The organism is Aurantiacibacter flavus, from assembly GCF_039710615.1.
Taxonomy (GTDB): domain Bacteria; phylum Pseudomonadota; class Alphaproteobacteria; order Sphingomonadales; family Sphingomonadaceae; genus Alteraurantiacibacter; species Alteraurantiacibacter flavus.
In genome coordinates this window covers 369,850-389,030 of sequence record NZ_JBDLBR010000004.1, presented here as the reverse complement: position 1 = coordinate 389,030, position 19,181 = coordinate 369,850, and the positions used below count along the sequence as shown (strand labels likewise).

At 62.3% G+C, this 19,181-nt stretch carries 13 protein-coding genes; 6 read left to right on the top strand and 7 right to left on the bottom strand.

Annotated features, from left to right (window positions below; all coding sequences use genetic code 11):
• On the bottom strand, positions 1-1,202 hold a 1,202-nt coding region (locus ABDJ38_RS13695; RefSeq protein ID WP_346785680.1), incomplete at its 3' end, for a tyrosine-type recombinase/integrase.
• Positions 1,203-2,096: 894 nt separating this feature from the next.
• Positions 2,097-2,708: a TetR/AcrR family transcriptional regulator gene (locus tag ABDJ38_RS13690; RefSeq protein ID WP_346785679.1), complete on the bottom strand. Its 612-nt coding sequence runs from the start codon at positions 2,706-2,708 to the stop codon at positions 2,097-2,099.
• 92 nt (positions 2,709-2,800) lie between these two features.
• Here ABDJ38_RS13690 and ABDJ38_RS13685 point away from each other — a divergent pair, with 92 nt between their 5' ends.
• The 5 genes from ABDJ38_RS13685 to ABDJ38_RS13665 all read left to right on the top strand — a co-directional run bounded on the left by ABDJ38_RS13685 (position 2,801) and on the right by ABDJ38_RS13665 (position 10,929).
• On the top strand, positions 2,801-3,808 hold the full coding sequence (locus ABDJ38_RS13685) for an NAD(P)-dependent oxidoreductase (protein ID WP_346785678.1): 1,008 nt from the start codon (positions 2,801-2,803) through the stop codon (positions 3,806-3,808).
• Positions 3,809-4,210: 402 nt separating this feature from the next.
• Complete coding sequence (locus tag ABDJ38_RS13680; RefSeq protein ID WP_346785677.1) at positions 4,211-5,293, top strand: efflux RND transporter periplasmic adaptor subunit; 1,083 nt, start codon at positions 4,211-4,213, stop codon at positions 5,291-5,293.
• Positions 5,290-8,505, top strand: a complete 3,216-nt coding sequence (locus ABDJ38_RS13675; RefSeq protein WP_346785676.1) for an efflux RND transporter permease subunit — start codon at positions 5,290-5,292, stop codon at positions 8,503-8,505. Before ABDJ38_RS13680 ends, ABDJ38_RS13675 begins: the two co-directional genes overlap by 4 nt.
• A gap of 9 nt (positions 8,506-8,514) precedes the next feature.
• Positions 8,515-9,975, top strand: coding sequence for an efflux transporter outer membrane subunit (locus ABDJ38_RS13670; protein ID WP_346785675.1), 1,461 nt, complete (start codon positions 8,515-8,517; stop codon positions 9,973-9,975).
• Positions 9,976-10,050: 75 nt separating this feature from the next.
• The gene (locus ABDJ38_RS13665) at positions 10,051-10,929 is read left to right on the top strand and encodes an SDR family oxidoreductase (RefSeq protein WP_346785673.1); all 879 of its coding nucleotides are present in this window, start codon (positions 10,051-10,053) and stop codon (positions 10,927-10,929) included.
• Here the strand turns inward: ABDJ38_RS13665 and ABDJ38_RS13660 are convergent, their stop codons facing one another.
• From ABDJ38_RS13660 to ABDJ38_RS13640, 5 genes are all read right to left on the bottom strand, one after another.
• Complete coding sequence (locus tag ABDJ38_RS13660; protein WP_346785672.1) at positions 10,930-11,571, bottom strand: TetR/AcrR family transcriptional regulator; 642 nt, start codon at positions 11,569-11,571, stop codon at positions 10,930-10,932.
• A 159-nt stretch (positions 11,572-11,730) separates the two neighbouring features.
• Entirely contained in the window at positions 11,731-13,131 is a 1,401-nt protein-coding gene (locus ABDJ38_RS13655; protein ID WP_346785671.1) for an efflux transporter outer membrane subunit, read from the bottom strand.
• The gene (locus tag ABDJ38_RS13650; RefSeq protein ID WP_346785670.1) at positions 13,128-16,178 is read right to left on the bottom strand and encodes an efflux RND transporter permease subunit; all 3,051 of its coding nucleotides are present in this window, start codon (positions 16,176-16,178) and stop codon (positions 13,128-13,130) included. The genes ABDJ38_RS13655 and ABDJ38_RS13650 overlap by 4 nt, the downstream gene beginning before the upstream one ends.
• Entirely contained in the window at positions 16,178-17,248 is a 1,071-nt protein-coding gene (locus ABDJ38_RS13645) for an efflux RND transporter periplasmic adaptor subunit (RefSeq protein WP_346785669.1), read from the bottom strand. Before ABDJ38_RS13645 ends, ABDJ38_RS13650 begins: the two co-directional genes overlap by 1 nt.
• Positions 17,249-17,351: 103 nt before the next feature.
• Positions 17,352-18,191: a MipA/OmpV family protein gene (locus ABDJ38_RS13640; protein ID WP_346785668.1), complete on the bottom strand. Its 840-nt coding sequence runs from the start codon at positions 18,189-18,191 to the stop codon at positions 17,352-17,354.
• A 140-nt stretch (positions 18,192-18,331) separates the two neighbouring features.
• Between ABDJ38_RS13640 and ABDJ38_RS13635 the strand changes: the two genes are divergently transcribed.
• On the top strand, positions 18,332-19,168 hold the full coding sequence (locus ABDJ38_RS13635) for a LytTR family DNA-binding domain-containing protein (protein WP_346785667.1): 837 nt from the start codon (positions 18,332-18,334) through the stop codon (positions 19,166-19,168).
• Positions 19,169-19,181: the final 13 nt, after the last annotated feature.

Genomic DNA, 19,181 nt, shown 5'->3' with positions numbered 1-19,181 from the left:
TCGGCAGCCATAATGAGGGCAGCATCGAGGGTGTGGACGTAACGGCTAGTAATCGAGCCCGATGCGTGGCCGAGTAGTGCTGCAATCGTGATCTCGGTGAAGCCCAAATCGTTCGCTATGCTGGCGAAGCTATGTCGAAGCGTATGGGCGGTGAGATCCGATAACTCTGTATCGGCGAAGATCTTTTCCCAATGACGGGGGAAGCTGCCGAACGGCCCTTCGGGGTTCCTCTCGCCTGGAAACACATAGACGCTGTCCTCGCCCATCTGGCGCTCGTCGAAATACTCCACGATGGGCAGTCCCATCGGCCGAACTGACTGGCCTTCTTTGGTGTCCTCGAACCGGAAGGCGCTGCCTGCCGTGTCTATTTCCGCTGCCTTTGCCTCAATGATCTCTCCGCGTCGGCACCCTGACATAGCGATGAGCCGGATGATATCGACCGTTCTCGTGTAGCGCGGGTCCATTGCTGCTTTGTCGAGGATGCGCCCAAGAGTGCGATATTCCTCCTCGCTTAGCCGACGCTTGCGCACCGCGTCTTTTGGTTTGCGGACTCCGTGAGCAGGATTGCATTCAATGATGCCAAGTTCATCGCGCGCATAGGTGAAGATGCCGCCCAGCAGACCGACCGTCCGGCTAGCCGCTCCAAGGCCACCTCGGACAATGGACTTGCCGCGCAGCTTGTTCGTCCTCTCTGTGGAGCGCGTTTTGCCGGCCATGATGTCCTTCATCATCGCTGTCACGTCCGCCTTGGTGACGTGGGTTACGCGCTTCGAGCCGAGCAACGGGATGATGTGGCGCGTGATCCGGCCGAGATCGGTAATCTTTGTGCTGGCCTTTTTGGGCCGTCCGCCTTTGCCGAGAATCCGGCCGGCTTCCAATTCCGCCATATACAGCTCGCACAATTCCTTGACCGACATCGCCCGGCGGGTGCCGTTTCGATCTTCGAGCGGGTCGTTGCCCTTGGCGACATCAGCTAGCGCCTGGATCGCCAACGTCCGCGCCTGCTCCGCCGTGACGGTGCCATGACGACCGAGCTTCATACGGCGCCGGACATTGTTGGAATTGCGATAGTCGACAAAATAAGTTCGCGTGCCTGAAGGCAGCACGAATACGCCGAAGCCTTTCAGATCGCTGCACCAAATAGTATATTGCCGATCGCGCAGGTCGGCTCTGTCGACGACGGTTTTCGTCAGCTTTGGCATTTGCACCTCGCTAGAGCGGGTCCAGAAAACTCACCAAAATCTCACCACCAGATCGAAAACTGTGGGGTGACTTTGCGTAGTCTGGAATACCCTCATTGTCAATAAATCACTGCATAAACAGTTACTTAGAGCGCTCTAGAGTTGGATTGAGAAGCCTAGCGTAGCGTTGTGATTCTAGCTCCGAAGGCAGAGGCCACAGGTTCGAATCCTGTCGGGTGCACCAGCTTTTCAATGACTTAGGAGGATTGTTCGGAGTTCGTACGGAACGTGTACGGAAAATTGAGGTCCGATTTCCCCTGCTGCTTGCTATCCGTCCTTCACTACTCCGCCTTCGATCGGCGGGTCTTCGTCTTTCAATTGGGCGATTAGTAGCCCTTCGAGGTAGTGAGCTAGTTCCCAGCAATCTAGCTGACCGGCTTCCCATTGACGATCTGCAGCTTGCAAAGCCGCGTAGTATGGTTCGCGATTTTCTCGAATGCGTTCCGGCACTATCTTTCGGCCTGGGAGTAATCGGCTAGCCTTAAAATCATAAAGTCCTGATTTAGGAGATTGTGCGAGGACACGCTTCGCAGTTTTTGCGCGACCGGCTCGTATTTCGACCGAACAGCATGGCTGATTTTGCGTAAAGGTTCCGGGTGCGGTGTGGCAGTCCGTGACCTGCAGCAACTGGCAAGCCACGGCGACGACCACCAAATGCGAATGCTGTTGAAGGCGTTCACCGGGTTAGTGCGTCAGAGTTCTGAGAAAAAGCAATTAGATAGGTAGTTCTCGTAAGCGGCCAGGGATGCGATTGGGAATGCCGGTACGGCGTTCGTAGTTTTATCGCAGAGACCAATTAGAGACGGAACTCTGTATCGATCCAGGTTGTCCGGCGCGATGCTGCTTTCGCAGCTGTCAATCCGGCTTAGCGAGGCTTGGTGCCAGAGCGCCGTGAATCAACGCTGCAAAGCTCTGAATGGCTTCGGTTTCGTCGCAGCCGCCGCGTACCATCAACGTCGAGAGAGCCTCGCCAGCGCCGACCAGACCGACACAACGGTGCTTGAGTTCAGACCGTGAAAGCGTGCTCCGAGGCTGCAGCACCGAGAGGAACATTTCGACGTTGTTGTCCAACAACTCCTGAAAGATGACGGCTTTGTCATCACTCGCTGTCAGCGCCGCGCCCACCACATGGAATTCATCGGTCATGTCGCCGGCACAGCGAATATAGGCCGAAGCCAGCATATCCACCGTTTCGCCGATTGTCCTTTTGCGGCTGGCCATCGCGGCGCGGAAGGTTTCCACTCGCTCGGCATCGATCATTTTGTAGAGCGCGATGAGCACCCCGGAGCGGGTGATGAAATGATCATAGGCAATAGGCTTCGAGACCCCGGCGCTCGCAGCGAGGTGCCCCAGTGTCAACCGATCGGCGCCTTCGTCTCGGACAATCGCAAGTGCGGTGTCTAGCAACTGACGGCGCCGTTCGGGCCGAGAGAGCCTGCGGGTCGACCGCTTAGCTGCTTCTGTCATCTCCAAACCCTCTTGTATAACCTACCAACAGTAGCTTATTAAGGCAAAACCTACTGTCGGTAGGTTTGTAGTTCCTAGAGGGAGATTCATCAATGTCGCTGTATCCCGTACTTCTGCTTGGAGGTTCCGGCGTCGTAGGCCGCTGGGCGGCGCGTTTTTTGAGCGAAGTGAATCCCGACTTGCCACTGCTGATCGCGGGCCGCGACCTCATGAAAGCACGGGTGGTGGCGGCAGAACTCGACATGGCGGAAGGCGTCGCGGTTGACTTTACCGCCGATGACCTCGGCCTTGGAGCGCGGCCGGTTTCTGCAGTCGCGGTTTTGTTTGCGGATGATCGCCTGGCTGGTCTTCGTTTCGCCCAGTCCCGTAGGGTCCCCTATATCAGCATCGCACCGCTGCTTCAGGAAATCGGGCCGGAAGTTGCCAGTTACATCCACGTGCCGGACTGCGCACCGGTTGTTCTCGGTACCGAATGGCTTGTCGGTGCAACGAGTGTTCCGACCCTTGAATTCGCCAAGGCCTTTGGCCGGCTGGACAGCATTTCCATCGGAGCGCTGCTCGATGACGAGGATACCGGAGGCCCGGCGCAAATTGTCGATCTCGAGCGGGTGACGAAAACCGCGCCTGCCGCGCTTGCGCGGCAAGAGGGCCGTTTTGTCTGGCGCGTCGGCGATGATGCCACGGCGACGATCCGCGCGGTCGACGGGACGGTCATGGAAGCATCGGCGCTGTCTCCCAACGATGTCGTCGGCCTGGCGACGGCGACAGGAGCGCCCAATGTGGAGTTCAATCTCGCAACGGGAAGCAGTTCCAGCCGGCGCCGGGGCGAACCGTTCTCCACCGAGATCGTCATCGATCTCGTCGGGGAGGATCATGCAGGACAGCCGCTGCACACACGCCATGCAATCGTTCATCCCCAAGGCCAGTTTCCGCTGACGGGGCTGGGCGTTGCGATGGTCCTTGAACGGGCGGCCGGGCTGTCCGGCAGACCCGCCGTTCCCGCCGGCCTCTACTTTCCGTACCAGTTGCTGGAGCCGGCGGACTATTTCGCACGGCTCGAGGCAATTGGCGGGAAAGTGTTGCGGCTAGATATCTCATAGGGCTGAACGCCCCGATGAAAACGCGAACCAACTAATTACAAAGCGTGTCAGGCAGAGCACTCAGCGCTCGGAAGATGCCAGTAAACGAACGTTGTTCCAAAGGGTTATGGCTATGTAGACGCGTCGATCTTGAAAGCGATTAGCGGGCGAAAATGCGCGGCGGTATCTTGAGAGCATAACAAGTCTTTGACCGACGCGGAGCTCCGAAGTGTTGATTATCCCCGCCGCCGATCCTGTCACGGCGCCCCTGAATTGTTCTTTCCAAGAGGCCACGAAGCAAACCGTCGGGCTCAGCCGACGGTCGACCGGGCGTTATTCGGCACGCTGACCGGCATGATGCGAAAAAGCCACCATGGCTCCGACTACCGGAGGCGGAGTTGTACGACCCATTGGCCGCGGGCCATGGGCGTCGCCTTGCTGCTCGCGGCAATTCCGTCGCTGTCGGCATGCAGTCTTGCCGGAGATGATCCGGCAGAAGAGACGCCGGCGCGCGTGATCGTTGAACGCGCGGCTGAGGCAGGTTTCGGGGAAAGACTGTCTTTCTCGGGGACTTTCACGGCGGAGCAGGATGTCATGCTCTCGCCGCGCGTCGACGGTCTCGTCTCAAGACTGCATGTCGATGCCGGGGACAGGGTGCGAGGCGGGCACGTCTTGCTGGATCTCGACCCGCAAGTGGCGAGGCAGGCGCTGGATCGCACGCGGGCGCAGCACCAGCAAGTCACGGCGGTTCGGAGCGAGGCGGAGCGACAATTGAATATCGCCCGCCAGCTTGGGGAGGAAGAATTCATCGCCGCTACTCAGATTGAGGAGCGCGAATCCGAGCTTGCGATCGCGCGGGCTGCTGAAGCCTCCGCCCGGGCCAGCGCGCGCGAACAGGCGGTTCTGATCGAACGGCATCGCCTTCCCGCTCCCTTCTCGGGTGTGATTTCCGAACGGCTGACCGAAGCCGGCGCATGGGTCGCCCGTGGCACCCCGGTCTTCCGCTTGGTGGCGACAGATCGCGTTCGGCTGGACCTGCAGGTTCCGCAGGAACGCTACGACCAGATCGATGATGGCGTCGAGGTGCGGATCCATTCGCCAGCGCTGGGAGACGCTTCGCTGCCGGCGCGCATCATCGCCAAGGTGCCGGCCGTCGATAGCGATACGCGCGCCTTCCTGTTGCGCTTGCTCGTGCGTGATCCGGAAGGGCGCCTGCTTCCCGGCATGTCCGCTCGAGCGGAGATCGTTCTACCCCGGCGCGCCGATGTGCTGTCGATCAGCGGCGACGCCCTGCTGCGTCAGGCCGATGGCGGTCAGAGCGTGTTCGTTATCGAAAGCACCGACGGCAGCCGCATCGCCAGACGAAGAACCGTCAGGCCGCTTTACCGGCAGGATGGCAAAGTCGCCATTACTGGTGATCTGCGCGCCGGGCAGTTTGTCGTGATCAAGGGAAACGAGGGATTGCAGGAGGGGCAGGCGGTTGATCCCGGCCGTCCGTCCTCATGAGTATCGAGGCGATTCTTCGACATAATATCCTGCTCGCCGTGGGTGTCCTCGGGCTGTGCGTGCTGGGCCTCGTTGCGGTCTTCAGCGTACCCGTGCAGATGATACCTGACGTTGCGACGCGCACCGTCATGGTGGAGACGAGCTGGCCGGGTGCCACGCCGCAGGACGTCGAAAAGGAGATTTTGATCGAGCAGGAGCGCTATCTGCGCACCTTGCCTAACCTACAGCGGATCATCTCCACCGCGAGCACGGGGCAGGCAAGTATTCAGCTCGACTTTCCCTTCGGATCGGATGTCAACGAGGCGCTGCTCCGAACCAGTAACGCGCTTAGCCAGGTACGTAGCTATCCGGAGAATGTCGATCAGCCGGCGCTGACGACGACGTCTTCCTCGGAAGAGCCGTTCATGTACTTCGCCATCACACCGCATGACGGCACCGACATAGATCTCAACCTGGCGATGGTGCGCGATTTCCTCGACGACGAGGTTCGCCCGCGGCTGGAACGTATTCCGGGTGTGTCGCTGGTCGGTATCATGGGCGGCGCCGAACGCCAGGTGCGCATCGAAATCGATCCGGAGCGGCTGGCTCAGCGCGGACTGGACATGAGCGACGTGCGCGAAGCGCTCAGGGCGCGGAATGTCGACACGTCGGCAGGCGATATCGACAATGGCAAACGCCGGGTGCTGGTACGGACGGTCGGCCGGTTCGACGAAGCGGAGGGTATCGCCTCGCTGATCGTGTCCGAGCGGAACGGCACTATAACCCGCCTGTCGGACCTGGCCGATATCCGGCTGGACCATTACGAGCAGCGCGAAGTCAATTTTGTCAACGGCGAGGCTGCCCTGTTCCTGAATGTGCGGCGCGAGGCGGGCGCGAACGTCGTTCAGACCAAATATGCGGTTCTGCCCGAGATAGAGGCGATCGGGCGCGAGGTTCTGGCGCCTGCGGGGCTCGACATCAGGCTGTTCTCCGAGGATGCCCGATATGTGGAGCGGTCGGTAGCCAGCGTGTGGCGCGCTCTGGGCCTGGGCGCCTTGCTTGCCGCTGTCGTGCTATACCTGTTCCTGCGGTCGGCGCGGACGACGGCGATCGGTGTGATCGCGATTCCGCTTTGCACTATCGCCGCCTTTGCCGGCCTGCTTCTGGCCGGGCGAACGCTCAACGTCATCTCGCTGGCCGGCATAGCCTTTGCGCTGGGCATGACCGTCGACAATGCCGTCGTCGTGCTGGAAAGCATCGATCAGGAACGCAGGCGCGGCCTGAAACCTTTCGCGGCGGCCGTTGAGGGCGTGCACCGCGTCTGGCGCGCGGTTCTGGCCTGTACGGTGACGACGATCATCGTGTTCCTGCCTATCTTGTTCGTCGAGGACGAGGCCGGGCAGCTTTTCTCCGACATCGTCATCGCGTTCGCGGCGTCGATCATCGCTTCGCTGATCGTGGCGGTCACTGTCGTTCCGGCGCTTGCGGCGCGTCTGCCAGATGCCGCCAGCGAGGGGCAGACCGAAGGCGAGCGCTATTTCGACCGTGTCGCGCGGCGCCTCAACCGGCTCATTGAATCGCGGATGCGCCGTTTGTTCGTGATCGGCGGCACGGTGGTCGGCTCGCTGCTGACATTTTTGCTGCTCACGCCCCCGGCGGAATATCTTCCCGAAGGCGAGGAAGCGCGGATTTTCGCCAATATGGCTGCGCCCCCGGGATATAGTCTCAGCGAGATGGAAGGCGTGGCGACGGACCTGAGCGCCGATTTGCGTACGCATGTCAGCGGAGGCGAGGCTTACGATCCGCAAGGCGCCGCCGACTTTCCCGATATTCAAATGTTCTCGATGTTCGTCGGCCCCCAGTCGATAACGGTCGTTACCGATCCGAGTGACGCTTCTCAGCTGGAACCGCTGCGTGAGGCCTTGGAAGAGCGGATGACGGCCTTTCCCGGCATGCATGTATCGACCGCACGCGGATCGGTGATTTCGGCGGAGGACGGCGGGACGCGGAGCATCAATGTCGAAATATCGGGCAACGATCTGCAACAGATATACAGTGTAGCGAGCCGAGCCTTCGGGCGGGTCGAAGAGCTTTTCCCCGATGCGCAGATCAGTTCCGACCCCGGTTCGCTGACGCTCGACCAGCCGCTACTGGAGCTTCATCCGCGCTGGGATCGAATAGCGGAGGCGGGCTTCGATGCTGATAGTTTCGGCTATTCCGTCGCGGCCCTGAGCGATGGCGCCTATGCCGACCGGATGATTCTGGATGACCGCCAGGTCGACATTTATCTCTACGGCAGCGCGGGGCGGGCCCCGCGGCTGGAGGATCTCCCGCATCTGCCGGTCGCGACGCCTTCGGGCGCGGTCCTGCCGGTATCCGCCCTGGCCGACCTGCGCGAAACCGTCGACACGGACAGCATCCGCCGCGTCAATGGCCGACGTACAGTGACGCTCTATATCGTCCCGCCTCGCTCGGTGGCCCTCGAAACCGGTGTCGAGCAGGTCCGCAGCCAGATCCTCGACGAGATGCAGCGCGCCGGGGAGGTGCCCGACGGCGTGGCGATGGACATCACCGGCGCGAGCGATCAGCTCGATGCGACCCGGCAATCGTTGCTCGGCAATTCGCTGATCGCCCTAATCCTGTCCTATCTCACGCTGGTCGCTACCTTTCGCCATTGGGGGCATCCGCTGCTGGTCATGACCACGGTGCCATTAGGCGCGGCGGGCGGTATGCTCGGTCTCGTCCTCCTGAACGGAACGGGCGCGTTGTTCGGGCTGCTGGGTCTCGCGCGGATCGATCAGCCCTTTGACATGATAACACTGCTCGGGTTTTTGGTGCTGCTCAGCGCGGTGGTGAACAACCCCATTCTGATCGTCATGGAAACCTATCACGGCCTGACGGAAGGCTTGTCGCCCCCGGATGCCGTCGAGCATGCCGTGCGAACCCGGCTGCGACCCATTCTGATGTCGACCTGCACCACTGTGATCGGCCTTTTGCCGCTGGTGGTCATCCCGGGCGCCGGCACCGAACTCTATCGCGGTCTCGGGGCGGTCATGCTGGGCGGAATGATCGTCTCGATGATCGTGACGGTAACTTTCCTGCCTTGTTTGCTGGTCACGACCATCGAGGTCATGCCCGGCCTCTCTCGCCGAGCGCGAGCTATTTCCAGACGCGCGCAAGCCTTGGTGTCGCGCAATGTTCCATGGCCGCGCCGCGGCGCGAGCGGAGCATAGAGCGGCGGCATGTTCGAAGCATATACACTGACAAGACGCCTCCACCTTCCTGCCGCTGCTTTATGCGCCCTGCTTGGCGCCTGTAGCGTGGGGCCGAAATATCAGCCGCCGGCAATGGAAGCGGGGGCGTGGGCAAGAAGCGAGCCGTCGCCCCTGCCCCGGGCGGATGACCCGGCCTTCTGGCGTAATTTCGGCGACTCGCAACTGATAAGGTTGGTGGAGGCGGCGCTACGCAACAATCGCGATATTCGGGAGGCAGTTGCGAATTACGACGCTTCGCGTGCCTTGCTGCGGCAGACGCGAACCGAGCAATGGCCCACACTCTCGGCCAACGCGACGGTGGCTGACCGGGCCGGGGGGCGGGGCTCCGAAAGCTCAAGCGATCAGTCGGCGGCCGGAACAAGCGGCGAGGTGACGGGGTCAGCCAGTTGGGAGCTCGACCTGTTCGGCCGTATCGGCCGAATGGTGGAGGCTCAAGAAGCGGAAGCCGAAGCCAGCGCCGCAGACGTGGCAGCCGTGCAGGTTGCTGTCGTACAGGAGCTGGCGAACGCATATTTCGAAATGTGCAGCTTGAACGAACGTTTGCGGATCGCGCGCGTGAGCGCCGATAACCAGGCGCGGACGCTGCGCATGCTGCAGTTGCGCTATGAAGCGGGCGAAGGCATGCGCTTCGACGTCGATCGCGGGCGCGGGCAGCTTGAAACCACGCGTTCGCTCATTCCGGCGCTGGAGGCACGGATCGGTGTCGCGGAGCATCGTATTGCGGTGCTAACCGGCAGGCCACCCGCCTCGCTTGTCGGCACCCTGCAGCCGAGGGCGTTCCTGCCGGGCGCGATGACGGTGACGCCGCAAATCGACGCCCCGGGCACGTTGCTCCGCCGCCGTCCCGACGTGGCGGCGGCGGAGCGCAGGCTCGCCGCCGCGACAGCGCGGATCGGCGTTGCCACGGCCGATCTGTTTCCCCGCTTCAGCCTGAGCGGATTGCTGAGCCTTTCCTCGATTCCGCTGTTCGAAGCAGACAGCACCTCCCGCGAAATTTCGCTGGGCGCGTCGGGCGGCTTTCTCAACGTGGCGCGGGTCCGGGGCCGGATCGCGGAGGCCGAGGCGAACACGGGTGCTGCGCTGGCGGCCTATGAACGCACCGTTCTTCTTGCCCTCGAGGAAACCGAGAACGCGCTGATAAGAATATCCATAGGGAAAGGCGAGGTCGAGCATCTGAACGAGGCGGTCGCGGCGAGCCGGGCGGCTACGGCTGCGGCGCGCGCGCGGTTTGATGCAGGGCGGGTCGATGTGCTCGACCTGCTCAATGCCGAACGGGCCAGCCTGCAGGCCCAGGATACGCTGGCCCAGGCGCGGTTGAGGCTGGCACACGCCCATCTCGGCCTGTTCATCGCCATGGCCGGCGGGTGGCCCGACCAGATGCCGGATGCCTCACCCATGGCGACGGGGCGCGACAATGTGCTCCCCTGATACAGAAACCGACGGCCTCCGCTCTCGATGCGAGTGCCGGCTGGCTCTCCGTCACGACAACAGGAGATGAAAACGATGCATGTCTTTGTAACCGGCGCCACCGGCTGGGTGGGCTCCGTAATCGTCAGGGAACTGCTGGACGCCGGGCACCGCGTGACTGGGCTTGCCCGGTCTGAGGAAAAGGCTGACGCGCTTCGCAGGGCCGGAGCGGAGGCATTGCTCGGCACGCTGGACGATCATGAAACATTGGCTGGTGCTGCGAGCGATGTCGAGGCGGTCATTCACACCGCCTTCGACCATGACTTCTCGAAATTCGTTGAGAACGCGAGGCAGGATCGCCGCGCTATAGAGACGTTCGGGGCGGCCTTGGAAGGGTCGGACAAACCACTCATCGTCACATCCGGGCTTGGCGCTCTTAGCCTCGGGCGCCCTTCGACCGAAAAGGATGAGACGCCCGCCGATTCGTCCAATCCCCGGCAGTCCGAAATTGCTGTGCGGGCATTCGCCGATCGCGGCGTCCGGGCATCGACTATTAGGTTGGCGCCCAGCGTTCACGGCATCGGCGATCATGGTTTCGTGCCCATTTTGATCCGCATGGCGAGGGAGACGGGCGTATCGGCCTATATCGGCGACGGCGAGAACCGCTGGCCGGCCGTGCATCGGCTCGATGCGGGCCGTCTCTACCGGGTGGTGCTGGAGCATGGCGCTCCCAAGCCGATCTATCACGCGGTGGCCGAGGACGGCATCGCCTTCAGGGACATTGCCGAAGCGATTGGCCGTGGGCTCGGCGTCCCGGTCGAACCGCGCGAGCCCGACCATTTCGGCTGGTTCGCGAGCTTCGCCGGAGGCGATTTTTCCAGTTCAAGCCGGATCACGCGCGACATGCTCGGATGGCAGCCGACGGGGCCGAGCCTTCTTGAGGATCTGGCGCGCCCGGAATATTACAACGCGTGATCAGTCATGCATCTTTGCCTGAAGGCTGGCGACATAGGCACAGAACATGTCGGCCATGGCCTCGGCATAGGCCTCGATCTCGGCCGGGGAGCGCGGCGTTTCGGAGAAGTCCTTACCCACTGTGGTAAGCGTCGTCATGATCAACGAACCGGCCGCCTCGCGAACATGGTCGGGCGTATCCGAGAGGACTTCTGCCATGAAAGCTCTGAAAGTGCTGCCGCCCCTCGATTTGGCCTCTTTCGCCTCGGGCGCGTCACGGTAGAGCGGAGCGGCATCGTCCAGCGCACCTCGCACCTCGGCTTCCTCGCATTCGGACAGAAGGAAAGCGTGAACCAGCGTCCTCAAACGCTCGACAGGCGGTCTTGCGCTCTCTTCCAGAATGTCGCTCACCAGATCGCTTGTTTCCCGCCATTCGTCGCTCTGGAGGCGGAAGAGGATCGAGGCCTTGTTCGGGAAATACTGATAGAGCGATCCGACGCTGACTCCTGCTTTTTCGGCCACTCGAGCGGTCGTGAACTGCTGCGCGCCTTCTTCTTCCAGAACCAGCGTCGCGGCTTCCAGGATCGCCGCGACCAGATCGGTTGAGCGCGCCTGCTTGGGCTCTTTACGAAGGGCAATGTCGGGGATGCGGCTATCGGTCATGGCGCGACTTTATAGAGCGAAGTCGAAAAAAGCGACAGATTGGTCCTATTTGGGTCGTTCGGGACGATCAAGGTTCGCACTGTCTGAACGCCTCGCCTGCCTGAAAGTGATCGCGAGGCCACAGCGTTCCGGCTGTCCCAAGGGGTTCCGGGGCAGGCGTCAGCCCACCGTCGCACGATAAGCGGCCACGGTCGCGCGCGCCATATCGCCGCGTGCAACGGCGGCGGCTTCTCGCGCTTCCAACACGCGTCGATCGGCCTCGATCAGTTCGGACAGAGCGACTTCGCCTTCCCGCCAGGCCTGATCCGCCAAGGTGCGGGCGCGTTCCGCCGAATGCAGCTGGCTTCGATGGGTGAGCAGTCGTTCGTGCGCAGTATGATAAAGCATCACGGCATCCTCCACGTCCGCGGCGGCACGCAGAACCGCCTGCCGGTATTGTGCAAGCGCTTCGCGTTCCGCGCCACGCGCATCGGCCACTTCTGCATCGATCCGTTTGAAATCAAACAGCCTCCAGCGCAGGCCCAACCCGGCCTGCAGAATGGATGCAGGTTCGGTGAACAGTCGCGAAGGGGTGGAGGCCTGAAACCCGCCTAGCGCCGAGAGGCTTATCTTCGGATAATATTCCGCCAAACTCGCTGCGATCCGCTCGTGGCTTGCCGCGAGCCGCCGCTCGGCAGCGACGATGTCGGGCCGTGTCCGGAGCAGGTCGCCCGGCGTACCCATATCCGTGAGCGGGGCGAGTGGAATGGCGCGGGGCGTGTCCAGTTCGGCGCGCTCGGCTTCCGGCTCTTTGCCGGCCAGCACCGCGAGGCGATTGAGCTGCACTTCGATCTCGCCCCGCAACACGGGCGGGATAGCCCGTACGCTCGCACTCGACGTTCGGGCCTGTTCAAGTTCGCGCAGCGACGCTTCCCCCGCCTCGTAACGCTGTTGCACCAACCGCTCGAGCCCCGCGGTCAGCGCGCTCTGTTCCTCGGCGATCGCAAGTCTCGACTGCAGTGTCCGCAGTTGCAGATAACAATCGACCGTATCGGCCACCACGGTGACACGCATCGCGGCTCCGCTAGCGACCGCCGCCTGATATTCATAGGTCGCGGCCTCTTTCTGCCGGTGCAGGCCGCCGAACAGGTCGAGTTCCCAGCTTGCGCCGACGCTGACGTCGAAGGCGTTTTTCGTGCGGGAATAATCGACCGAAGGCACACGGTCGGCAAGCGACGCGAGACCGGTCTCGGCGGACTCCCTCGTTCGGTTGGCCGAAAACTCGATCGTTCCCGAGGGGAGGAGTGCCGCTCCAGTCAGTCGCGCGACGGCCCGGGCGCGTTCGACGCGGGCCAGCGCGGCCTCGATATCAAGGTTCTGGTCGAGTACCGTTTCCACGAGATCCTGCAGAACCGGATCGTCGAACGCCTTCCACCAGAGCTTGGACAGTCCGGCCCGATCCGCTGCGGCGGCGCGATAGTTCGATGCGACCGGCGCCGGGGGCGGTGCATAGTCGGTGCCGGTCATGCAGGCACTCAGCACCAATGGCAGGGTCCCCGCCAGGAGGGCACGCGGCTTCATGCTTGCTCCTTCCTGTCGTGGGCGAGCAGCAGATACATCACCGGCGTCGCGATGCGCGAGAGCAGGGTTGAAGCGACCAGCCCCCCGATGATGGCGACCGCCATGGGGGCATAGAGCCCGGACCCTTCCATCGCGAGCGGCGTCAGTCCCCCGATTGCCGTGACCGAGGTGAGCAGAACCGGCAGGAACCGGATTTCGCCCGCCCGCTCGATTGCCGTGCGCATGTCGAGCCCTGTCTCGCGAAGCTGCTCGGTGAAATCGACCAGCAGGATAGAGTTCTTTATCTCGATGCCGATGAGGGCGATCACGCCGATCGTCGCCGTGAAAGACAGCGAATAGCCGCCCAGCCACAGGCCGGCCACGGCGCCGAATATGCCCAGAGGGACGATCCCGGCGACAACGGCCACCAGCTTGAAGCGACCGAATTCGAGCACGAGAACGGCGAGAATGCCGCCGATTGCGACGCCCAGCGCGGAGATGAGGCCGCTCGCCCCGCTGGATTGCTCCTCGGCATCGCCGCCGAGCGATATGCTGTAACCCGGCGGCAGAGTGAGCACGTCGCTGACATTGGCGAGTGCACGGCGCGTGACGTCGGACGTTAGATATCCCGGTTCGACATGTGATGTGAGTGTGACCATGCGCTGGCGGTTGAAGCGGTCGATGCGGGTGAGGCTCGGTTGCAGTTCGGGTGATGAGATGGCGGTAAGCGGCACTGCTGCGCCGTCGGTGCCGGGCGCGTAAATCGCTTCGAGCGCGGCCATTTCATTCCTGTTATCCATCGGCAGGCGGGTGCGGACCGGATAGTCGTCGCCATCGGCGTCGCGGAAGCGCGCCGTCTCTTCGCCCGTGAGCGCGAGACGCACCGCCCGCCTCGCGGCTCCGGCTGGCACGCCGAGAGCTGCCGCCTTCGCTTCGTCGATTTCGAGGGTCAGGTCCACCCGGTCTATTCGCAGCGGATTGTTCGGATCGCGCACGCCGGGTGTCTCCGAAAGCGCGGTTTCCGCCGTGCGCGACAAGTGTTGGAGCGTGGTCAGATCGTTACCGGTTATGCGGATTTCGATCGGGGCTTCCAGCGAAGGGCCTTGCGCGAAAAGGATGACGCTGATCCTTGCGCCGGGATAGTGTGAGAATTCCTCCCGCAACCGCGCGACGAGCTTGTCCGACTGGCCGACATGCCATTCCGGCAGCGAAACCGCGACTTCCCCGAAGGTGGGATTGGGGTCATGCTGGCGCTGGTTGTAGTAGAGTTGCGGGTTTCCGCGGCCGACATTCGCTGCATACCACGCGATCCCCGGTTCCTGAGCCAGGCGTTGCTCGACGAACCGCACCGCTTCGTCCGTCTTGCGCTGCGCGGAGCCTTCGGGCGTTTCGATGCGGATCAGGAATTGCGGCGTTTCGGCCATGGGGAACAGGCTTGTGCCGATCGCTGCGAGAAGGGGTACAGCCGTTGCACATAACAGAAGAGTGATGGCCAAAGCTGTCTTCGGCCGGTCCAAAGCCCGCTGAAGCACTGGCCGGTAGACGCTATGTATACCGCGATTGACCACTTGCAGCAGGCGATTGCCTTCGGGGTTCTCCTTGGGTGAAAGGACCCGGCTGGCGACAAATGGAATGATGGTCACCGCGACCAGGAAAGATGCGGAAATGGTTACCAGCACGGCGACCGGCAGCGAGCGAATGAAGGCGCCCGAACCTTCGGGCAGCGTCATCAGCGGAAAAAAGGCAAACATCAGGCAGGCTGTGCATCCGGCGACCGCCAAAAATATCTCGCGCGTTCCCTCCCTTGCAGCGGTATCGCGATCCTCGCCTCCACGAAGCCTGCGGGCGATGTTTTCGGTCACGACGATGGAATCATCGACAAGCAGGCCAAGCGAGAGCACGAAACCGGCGATGGAAAGCTGATTGAGCCCATATCCCAGTGCTTGAAGTGCCGCGAGGCCGAGCAGCAGCGACAATGGAATCGCGACCATCACGACACCTGCGGCGCGCAGGCCAAGAGGCAGCAGCGTAAGGCTGACAATGGCAAAAGCGAGCAGGAAATCTCGCGTCAGTCCCGACAGGCGGTGCTGCACGTTGTCTTCCTGGAAGAAGGCTAGCTCCAGCTTCACACCGGCCGGAAGCCGCTTCTCGAACTCTGCCAGCCTTCCTTTCGTAGCCGCCGTTACGCTGGCGATATCGACGCCTTCTTTGGCGTTGGCGGTGAGTAGCAAGGCGCGCTTGCCCTTGAAACGCGTCACATGTTCCGGCTCTACTGTATGCCATGCGACATCGGCGATATCGCCCACGCGAACCACGGCGCCGTCATGCGAATAGACGGGAACCGCTTCGACTTCTTCGACCGAGTTGAACGCCCCCCCTTCCCGCACGACGAAACGCCGGACGCCCGCATTCACTGCGCCCACGGGTGTTTCGTCGCCGGCGCGGCGAAGCGCGTCGCTGACCGCCGTCGCAGGAATTCTCAGGGTGGCAAGCTTGGCGAAATCGAGCGATACCCGCAGCTCCGATTGCGGAGCACCCCAATATCGTGCCTCGCGAATGCCGTTGATACGCCCGATATCCTCGCTCAATCGGTTCGCGAGCTTTTCCAGCCGGCGCATGGTGAGATGTTCGCTGACGAGCGCGACCTCGAAGATCGAGGTTTCGCTGGTGCGGCTGCGGGTCACTTCCAGCCGCGTGACACCGGATGGCAGCTCTTCGCGCAGGCTGTTCACCTCGCGCACGACTTCGTCATATTTTCGGTCGGGATCGCTCGACCAATCGAATTTCACCGCTATGGACGCTACCCCGTCGCTGCTGGTGGAGCGAACCTCCTTGATATCGTCTAGACCATAGACCGCTTCCTCCACCGGCTTGGCGACGAGCTGTTCGATTTCCTCCGGTGTCGCGCCGGGTAGCGCGACGCGAACCGACATGCTGGGAACGGGAAATTGCGGATCCTCGGAGCGGGGAATCGTTTGCAACGCCGACAGGCCAAGCAGAACACCCAGGCCGATCAGCACCACCGTGAACTGGCTCCGCCGAATGAAGAATGTAGCGGGGTTGAACATCACTCCGGCATTTCCCCGGAGATCAGAACGGGCTGGCCGTTCTTCACATAGCCGGCACCGGCGGTAATCACGCTAACGCCCTCGGACAGCCCGGAAACCACAGCGTCTTCACCGTCAAAACGAAGGAAACGCAATCGCACCAGCTTCGCGTGCGCCTGCTCCCCCTCGATTGTGAATGCGCCCGCCCGATCATCGGACATCACCAGCGCCTCGATGGGGATACGGACCGCGTCAGGTACTGTGATAACCTCGGCTCTCTTCGCTTCTAGCACGACCGTTCCCAGCATGCCGCTGTTCAGCCCGGCGGTTTCGGCAAGCGTCACTTCCACCTCGATTGTTCCAGTGATGCCGCTCGCTTCGCGACCGATCCGCGTCACCCGCCCAGCGACAGACTCTGGAGAAATGTCGAAATGGGCCGATGCGCGATCGCCGGTCTGTAGATGCGCGGCTTTCGTCGGCGCGAGCGGCACGCGCACGATCATCGGGCTGCGGATATCCGCCACGCTGATGACCGTTTCGCCTGCGCCCAACGTTTCGCCAGCCTGCCGTATCCGTTCCAGGACAACGCCCCGCACCGGGGATACGAGAGTGGTGGAACGCAGATCGAAAGCAGCCTGCCGGCGCGCCGCGCGCATCTGATCGAGCCGGGTCAATGCATCCTGGTAGACATAGCGGGCAACTGCCCCGGTTTCGGCGAGTTTGGCGTAGCGATCCGCTGTCCGCTGTGCTTGCTCTACATCGCTTTCGGCCGAGGCGAATCGGGCCTCCATTTCTGTTGCGTCAAGCCGGCCGATAACCTGTCCGCGCCGGATGTGATCGCCGGCATCGACGTGCAGGCTCAGCAGCGTTCCCGGTACCCGGAACGCCAGCTCCGCTTCGCGTCGGCGCGCCACCGTGCCGATTGCCGATATCGTCGCGCTAGCTGAAACCGGCCGAACCACCGCCACTTCCACCGGCAAAGGATCCGAGCTCTCCGCTTTAGGTTCGCTGCAACCGTTCAGGAGGATAGCGAGCAAGGCCGCTGCCGGTGTCGCCAAGCGGGTCGGCCGGAATTTGTACGTCGGGTTCATGCCACATCGCCCGTCGATCGGGCGCTGCATGGCAATCCGAAAATCGGGTCCATCAGACGGTCTCTCGGGCGGGGGAATCGGACGTCGTGCCGGCTCGGCGGCTTCAGAAGCGGAAGGTGAGGCCAAGGGCTGCCATCCCTTGGAACTTCGATCCTTCGTCAACGATCGGGCTATCCTTCGCGTCGCCGACATAATAACTGCCGCCGAGCCGCCCGATGAGCCCCCACCGTCCGCTGAGATGAACGCCGGCAGTCAGGCCTGCGCTGACATCCTGCAGCCCTGCGCCGGGCCGATATGGATCGAGGCCTGAGATTTCCGCCTGCTCGGGCGTCACACCGAAATAGGTGCGGGTATATTTCTTGTCACCGTAAGTGGTCTCAGCATCGACATCGAGCGTGAACCCTTTGCCGCGCAATACCGCATAGGAGATCTGCGCACTGGCGAGGAAGCCGTCATGCGTATCGCTGACATCCTTGAGAGCGGTGAAGGTGATGGCGACCTCGCCTTCGCCCGTGGCGTCCCCGCCAAAGCGATAGCCGGCAAAAGCACCGACCTCCACGGCGTCGTCGATGCCCGGGAGTAGGGCCACACGGCCGTCACCATCCGGCTGGTCGCGGCCCGACCGCAAGACCAGCACCGGCCCGAACTGGACCGCATCGGAACTGATGACGTCCAGCCGCGCCGATTTGCCACGAAACTGCAAATCCAGCCCCTTCCATTCGACATTGCCGATAACGAAAGGACTCGGCTTGTAGCTTTCGGAGCCGTCATATTTTGGAATGATCGCACCGCCCAGCCCGATGAAGCCCGATGGGTCCGAACTGTCGTCCGTTCGTTTCTGCGCGGTGCTTACTGTGGCGCCCGGCGTCTGCTGGGCATTGGCTGGCCATGCCGCCGAAAGGCTGGCTGTGAGAATTATTGGATAGATTGGGTTACATCGCATGAGGGGGCTCCATTGCTTCGCCGTTGCGAAATGGCGTGGAGCTCGATTAGATTGAGGGCGGATACCTCGCGAACGCTGTTACGCCATTTCGGGGATTCCTGCGCTGAATCGCGGCATTAGCGGAGTTTTTGGAGTTCACGATGCGCGATTTCGCGAATTTCTATAGTCAGGATGTGCTGGCGGAAATCCCGCGTGCGGCAGGAGTTGCTCTCCTAGCGGGGCTCGGCTTTACGTTGATCGGGCCTTTCGGAACCGATGACTGGGTGATGTTCGCACGCCTGGGCTTCTGGACCGCGATGTCGGCCGGGTGGTTCGCCATCACTTTCCTGTTCGGCGGATTGCTGGCCCGGTTCGAGAACGTTCGACGGCTTGAAAAGCGGTGGCGATGGGCGCTTCTGTTCGTCGCGAGTCTCGTTCCGGCAATGGCGGCTTCAGCCCTTTCCCTGAATATCCTGGGCAGGTGGTCGTGGACGGGAGGCGAGCTGTTCGACCTTGTGTGGCATTCGGCGCTGATCGGCCTGATGCTCGAGGGCATGGCCGCCGCCTTGTTCCATCGGGCCGACCATCGGCCGGTGCGTGAGACAGCCCGGCCAAACAGGCGGCAGGCGGATGAAAAGCGCTCCGGTTCAGAGCCGACCGAGTATCCGCCGCTGATGAAGCGGCTACCGCCCGAAGCGCGCGGACCGATAACCTGCCTGCAGATGGAAGATCACTATGTGCGCGTTCATACAGGCGAGAGTTCCACTCTTGTCCTGATGCGATTTTCCGAAGCGCTATCCGAAATCGGGGAAGGGGAGGGCTTGCGCGTGCATCGTTCCTGGTGGGTGGCGAGCGATGCGATCCAAAGCGTCGAGCGAAGGGGTCGGACAGCGCGGATCAAGCTGTCGAACGCTTTGGAAGTGCCGGTTTCCCAGCCTTATGTCGAAGCCGTGACGGCCCTCCATAAAGAACGGCGGGGGATAAGCGCGGGAACCTGAATACCTTTTGGAG